The organism is Rhodanobacter umsongensis (genome assembly GCF_042654965.1).
Lineage (GTDB): Bacteria > Pseudomonadota > Gammaproteobacteria > Xanthomonadales > Rhodanobacteraceae > Rhodanobacter > Rhodanobacter umsongensis.
Map to the genome: position 1 here is coordinate 1,133,401 of NZ_JBHSMK010000002.1, position 6,000 is coordinate 1,139,400.

At 56.4% G+C, this 6,000-nt stretch carries 9 protein-coding genes; all 9 read right to left on the reverse strand.

The window, feature by feature from the left end:
• Window positions 1–34 precede the first annotated feature (34 nt).
• A complete protein-coding gene (locus tag ACFPME_RS05375; protein WP_377302772.1) occupies window positions 35–184 on the reverse strand; it encodes a hypothetical protein in 150 nt (49 codons plus the stop codon).
• Window positions 185–549: 365 nt separating this feature from the next.
• On the reverse strand, window positions 550–768 hold the full coding sequence (locus ACFPME_RS05380; protein WP_377302774.1) for a hypothetical protein: 219 nt from the start codon (window positions 766–768) through the stop codon (window positions 550–552).
• 188 nt (window positions 769–956) lie between these two features.
• The gene (locus ACFPME_RS05385; RefSeq protein ID WP_377302776.1) at window positions 957–1,592 is read right to left on the reverse strand and encodes an isochorismatase family protein; all 636 of its coding nucleotides are present in this window, start codon (window positions 1,590–1,592) and stop codon (window positions 957–959) included.
• 78 nt (window positions 1,593–1,670) lie between these two features.
• Complete coding sequence (locus ACFPME_RS05390; RefSeq protein ID WP_377302778.1) at window positions 1,671–2,063, reverse strand: YybH family protein; 393 nt, start codon at window positions 2,061–2,063, stop codon at window positions 1,671–1,673.
• A 93-nt stretch (window positions 2,064–2,156) separates the two neighbouring features.
• Window positions 2,157–2,816 (reverse strand): glutathione S-transferase family protein, encoded by a 660-nt coding sequence (locus ACFPME_RS05395; RefSeq protein WP_377302780.1) that lies wholly within the window; start codon window positions 2,814–2,816, stop codon window positions 2,157–2,159.
• Window positions 2,817–3,890: 1,074 nt separating this feature from the next.
• Window positions 3,891–4,265, reverse strand: coding sequence for a DUF4180 domain-containing protein (locus ACFPME_RS05400; RefSeq protein ID WP_377302782.1), 375 nt, complete (start codon window positions 4,263–4,265; stop codon window positions 3,891–3,893).
• 61 nt (window positions 4,266–4,326) lie between these two features.
• Entirely contained in the window at window positions 4,327–4,698 is a 372-nt protein-coding gene (locus tag ACFPME_RS05405; protein ID WP_377302784.1) for a VOC family protein, read from the reverse strand.
• 239 nt (window positions 4,699–4,937) lie between these two features.
• A complete protein-coding gene (locus ACFPME_RS05410; protein ID WP_377302786.1) occupies window positions 4,938–5,468 on the reverse strand; it encodes a class I SAM-dependent methyltransferase in 531 nt (176 codons plus the stop codon).
• A gap of 160 nt (window positions 5,469–5,628) precedes the next feature.
• The gene (locus ACFPME_RS05415) at window positions 5,629–5,847 is read right to left on the reverse strand and encodes a hypothetical protein (RefSeq protein ID WP_377302788.1); all 219 of its coding nucleotides are present in this window, start codon (window positions 5,845–5,847) and stop codon (window positions 5,629–5,631) included.
• Window positions 5,848–6,000: the final 153 nt, after the last annotated feature.

Genomic DNA, 6,000 nt, shown 5'->3' on the forward strand with positions numbered 1-6,000 from the left:
TCCGGTTTAAATGAATTGTTCGGCTGCGTGCCGATCACCACAGGTTCTTTCCGTCGATGACTGAAACAGTGGCGCTCGCCGCATCAACATCATCAAAGAGCCACGCGTTGACGCCAATGCGCGAGTTTTCTTGTCCCACGACACGCAGCAGCAATTCTTGCAGCCCACTTGAACGCTTCTTCACGAGAGGGCAGTTCCAAGATGGCGTAACCGCCCTCGATCAGGGCCGTTTGCGGATAGGTCGTCGCAGTCACGGTCCCGTCGCCGGCAACCAGCACGGGAGGGACATTCTCGTTGATGCCACCGCCGAAAACCCATACTCCCGCCTTCTTTGCCTCACGCACCACCGCATGAGCTGCCTCTGAGACGGCCGGAAGATCTCCTTGGAAACGTCCATTGCGGCACTGGGGAAAGAGATCAGGAACTTGGCCACGTCTATCGCTCCCATGCGCGGATTGCCAAAAATTCTGGCCTGTGAGCGCCAACGCCTGAGACAAGGGGAACATAATCGGTGCGATTATGGTTCCCCTTGATTGAATAGTCGGTGCGCTACCAGTAAGGCCGTGTCACTCGCAGAAAGACGTAAACAAGACCCGTCACAACCAGCGCGCCAATGACCAGCGCTGCCTTATACACTGCGATATGCGACTTCTGCCGATCAATGGCCAGTTGCTGAGTGGCCAGGGCTTTCTCTTGGTTGATCAGGGCCTGACGCTGCGCGTCGCGGATATCGGTCAGCACGGCGAGAATCTGCTCTTCGTTTGTCATGCAATCACACCTGGGGCCTAACGCTTGGAATGAAGAGTCGGGGGCTTGCGCCGCGCCACGCTTGAGCAACTGTGCCGGCACGACCGCGAACCCCACCAGAACACAACGCTAACAGCTTTGGGTGGGCGGTTGCGACGAGGTGCTCGAGCGCGGGTAGGCTGCACTCGGCGCGTCCCGGGAACAAGATGCTAAAAGCGGATTTCGGCGGTTGGCTTGACCTCTGTCTTGACGCCAGGCGCACTGATCCATTGCATGACAGTGTTGAGATCGGCCACGATCAACTTGGCCGGGACGACGGTTCCATCGCTCGTATTCAATGACTCCGTGGAATGCGCGTCAGACACCAGCGTAAGGTCGTAGCCGCGATCGAGCGTCGCGTATGCGGTGGAACGGATGCACCAGTTCGTGGCCGCTCCCGCAAGGACGATGCGTTTGATGCCCAGCAACTTGAGACGGCTGCCCAAATCTGTCTCCGCGAACGATGAGTTGAATCTCTTGTGGATGACCACCTCGTTGGCTGTTGGCTTGAAGTGGGGATCCAATTTCCAGGACTTGGAGCCTAGCTTGAGCTCATCATCGTCTTGATGCTGCACCCAGAACACAGGTACGTGCTTCGCCCTTGCCTTTGCGACCAGGGACTCGATGTTCCGAATGATTCGTGCAGAGTCCCACACAGTGGACAGCACGCCGATCTGCGCGTCGACGATCACAAGAGCGGACTTCTCCGGCTGTGCTGTCAGTTGTCCAGCCTGGGCTCGCGCGATGAAGCACAGCAATGCTGCGGCGAAGAAAGTGGCGAAAGAGCGTCGAGTGACGAATAGCATGGAATGTGCCTCGTGCGGCCTAACACCTGAATTAAGCCGAGCCGCGAAGCGGCTTCGGCTCGAATGAATTGTTAGGCGTCAAGCCGACGATGGCAACAGATTTACATCGCGAACCAACAGCCAAACACCGTCGCCTTGCTTACGGAACACGGACAAGGCATAGCCGGAACGAGCATTCTCCTGGTCTGTGCCAAGCGGAATGACCCGCACCTTGAGCTGAGTCAAGGCAAAGGCTAAATCGCCCGATACCTTGACCTCCTGGACGTCGCCGCTGGAGTGAATCCGGTGTGTCTTGAGCAAGGTGCGAAGCCCTGCCGCGAAGGCGGCCCGGCCTCTCATCGGATCCCGTCCGGGGACGAGGAACTCAACGTCCTCGGACATGAGGGTCAGGACCGTATCCACATCTCCCTCGGCGGTAGCGTTATGCCACCGCTCGATAAGAGCTCGAATACTTCTTTCATCGTCGGTCACAGTGTTCTCCGATCTGACGCCCAACGCCTGAATTAAGCCGACCCGCGAAGCGGGTTCGGCTTAAATGAATTGTTAGACGCGCAAGCCATTGAGCTAATCCCTATAGCCGTCCAGAAAAACAGGTGGAAGGCGCATCGCTTCTTGCATCCACTCTTGCACGGAGTCCCTGGACATGAGCAGCCTGTACCAATCCTGTGTCAATTGCCATGTATCCAAATTTTGTGCATGCGACATGATACGAATCAAGGTGGGGACAAACATTAAATCAGCGAGTGATAGACCGCCAACTAGAAAAGGGCCACCATTGCGTTGAAGTAACATCTCGAAAACGTCAAATAGCCGCTTTGTATCCGTACGCTCATTAGCACTCATTGCTCGCCTATCAGGATAGAACGAACTTTCAAATGAGAGTCGCGGACAAAGATTGGAAAGTCCTGAGTGTTGCCATGCAACCAAAGAGCGCGTTTGGGCTCGTAGCTTCATATCCGTCGGCAGTAGGGATCCATCACCCAGCTCGTTGGCGTATTCCATAATGGCAAGCGAGTCGTAGATGATTGCGTCACCATCAATGAGTACAGGTACAGCGCCAGGCGGTGAAAACTCGGCTATAAGAGCAAGATTGCCAAGGCGTTGTGGCTTACGAATATCAACAACACGTTCATCGAACTCAACGTCTTGCTCTTTCAGAGCCAGCCAAGCCCTAAAAGCCCAACTAGAGGCATTCTTTGTCCCGGTGTAGAGGATTCGGCTCATGCTTTACTGAGTCTCCGAGTTGCTTCTATGCGCGTCTAACGCTCAAGTTAAGCCGGATTGCAGCGCGTAGCTGGCAACATGGCAAGCTATACCTGCCATGTTCACGGCGTAGCGATGCAATTTCGGCTTGAACGCCATGTTAGGTGCCGCGCCTGACCTCCTTAACGAACTCGATCGAACACTCGTCAGGAGCGACGCTCACTTGGTAGAGGCGATACGTGTCAGGCGCAATGTTTGACCTCACATCGAACACGAGGAAGACGTCGTCTTTCACCACTGGTTTGTATGAGGTAACACGAACCTGTGAGAACCACCTGATCCCGTCGATTCTACAAAGCCGGATGTGACCATCAGGGTGATCCATGTAATTGTAGGCTGCAACGTAAATAGTCGACGGTGGGCAGCCGCCAACACAATTTCCCTGCTGCGTGACACCGAGAATCCGGTAGGAAGAATTGCTACCTGTTGGAAGTTTGTACGACAGCGGACTCTCTTTGACGATTGAGATATGCGCAAGGAGATACGCAAAATCAACGTCGTCTACGATGCCCGCCGTTGGCTCAGAGGAGGCTGTCTTGCCGCAGCCGGCTAGCGCGATAACTGCAAGCAAGATTGCTGGAGATTTCCCCATGGCACCTAACACCTGAGTTAAGCGCCGCGAAGAGGCGTCGGCCTGGACGAATTGTTAGGTGGCCAGCAGTCTAGTGACGTGCGCCGCCTGCAGGTAGGCTCGTTGCCATAGGTATGGAACACGAGAACGAGACCATCTTGGAGTGCCTGCTCAAAGTACGCCAGACCCTCGGTGCTCTCGCGCAGATCCGCCCGGACCAGCCAAAATTGTTCCTCGACGGGTCCGGGTACCCACCCCGCAGCAGCAACCTCGCGCGCAGCCAACGCCAAGGCCGCCGGCTCTGACGGCTCAGTGGCATAGACGTTTACTGCGGTGCCGGCGTAACGGCCAAAGTCAGGGCCGCCCGGCTCTGGCGAGGCAGAAAGCATGATTACCTGAACTCTTTCCATGCCGCCTAACGCCTGGGTAAAGCGGCGGCGTAGCCGTCCGCCTTGAACGAATTGTTAGGTGGCATCCGGCTGTACTGCCGATGCCGCCAACCAAGCCAGCGCGTCCCGTGGGCTATCGAAGGCGCGGAACTGCGGGTGGCGACGAGCCTCCAGCAAAAACTCACAGAACCTCTCCGGATAGGATCCAACTGGGTCAAAGACAGCAGCGGCACGTAGGCGGGAATTGACAAGTCTCTGCACGAACTCCCCAGCGAACCCGGTGCGAAGTTGAAAGAACTCCGAGGGCAGCGCTCCAGCGTGTATCAGCAGCAAGTCAGTGTCGGCGTCGCTACAGGCATAGGCAAGCTCCATTGAATCTCTAACGTCCGTGATGCCGGCGGTGCACTCTATGACGTCTGGATCAAAATTTGGGACCAGCTGAAACTGCATGTGTGCCGCCTAACACCTGAATTAAGCCGCGCCGCGAAGCGGCGTCGGCTTGAATGAATTGTTAGGCCTCTGGCTCATGACCCACTTCAATGAGTAGGCCACCAGGTGCCTTGCAGTAAAACCTTCTGGAGCCGCGCATATGCTCGATAGCCGATGGATCACAACCAGCGATAACGAGACTAGCACGGGTGCTTTCCAGAAGCGCCTCATCCGCGACCAAAAAACCAACATGAAACATCGGTGGATATGCGTGTTCCGATGCGACCTCGGACGGCAACCGCATGAGTGTAAGAACAAAGCCTGTATCACCTTTGAGGATGGCGAAACCGTTGCGGCCTCGTGTTTCACGCAAGTTAAAGCCGAAATGGTTGACGAAGAAGGACGAAACAGCCGCTACGTCTTGAACGCAAATGTGAAGATGATTGAGTTGCATGATGAGCTCCTAGTTATGGGCTCATCCAAACGCACGGACGAGCCCGAGACACGGATGTGCCGGGTTCGTCGTGGGTTCTCGTGCAAGCACGGAGCAGAGCTTCTCAGGGCGAGAAGGGGACGGGCTTACCAGGAACCGTCCCTGCCTTTTTCGACGTTGCAAAGCTAGCACGGGGCCCATCAGAGGCCTAACGCTGGAGCTAAGCGGCGCGCGGTACGCGCGTCCGCTTGGACGAATTGTTAGACCGCACTGCACGCGCTGTCTGGTTTGCAAACAAAGTAGTAGTGGTTCTGCCCTTCATCCTCGGTTTCACCAACTAGGGCCAAGCCTTCCGACTCTACCATCTTGCGATACGTTGCTGATCCAAGAGAACTGGACTTCTGTCCAGTGAGGTTGTCTGGCCACTCACATGCCTGATGCGGCGCGGTGAACAGAAATCTACCTCCTGGCCTCAATGCCAGTGCGACCTTGTGAATCAGAGTTGCCTGAACATCAGGTGCAAGAAGGAACATCAAGCCCCAAGCAACTATGCCGTCGAACTTGCGGGCGAAGAATTGCGAGTCTTCGATTGCGCTGCACTCAACCGGGGCATTGGGAAAGCGGAGGCGGAATGCTGCGATCAGACTCGGCGAGGCATCGATGCCGTAAACGGTAAGTCCTTCGTCGATGAGGGCTTTTGAGATCGGCATGCCATGGCCGCAGCCCAGATCCAGGACAGAGCCGCCCGGTGGCAGGGATTCGGCCCAGTTGCGGACCGTTGCGACACCCATAGATTTGCTCCGGATAGACATGAAGTCTCCAGAGACGGACTCGTAGCCGTCCGATCGGCCTGTGGGAGGGATACTCGCCATCTCAGTGGGATAGTTTCTTCGAGCGGCCTAACGCTGGAGTTAAGCGGCACCCGGTACGCGCGTCCGCTTGGACGATTAGTTAGAGCGCATCTTGCGCCTCTTCAACGCAGTACGCGACCCAATCGGAGAATTCTAGGTAGACATCGTGCTCGGAACGGCCAAGCTCTTCGCGACCGACCTTTTCGAGCGCATGCGAGTCTACCCAGAGAACGGAGCCGACGGCGCTCGCGGTGTCCAGCAGGACCGCGCCGGCATCACTCCCATCTTCCAGCACGACCAGAGTGTGTGGCAAGGCCATGGCTGACCTAAAGCGCTTTGTTGCCTCCGACGTCCCCCCTCTTTTGAGTAGCACCGCGGTTTGGAGTCCAATCCCCCAACTGAAGGAGATTGGACGTGAAGAAGCGGTTTACCGAAGAACAGATCATCGGCTTCCTGCGCGAGGCTGACGTCG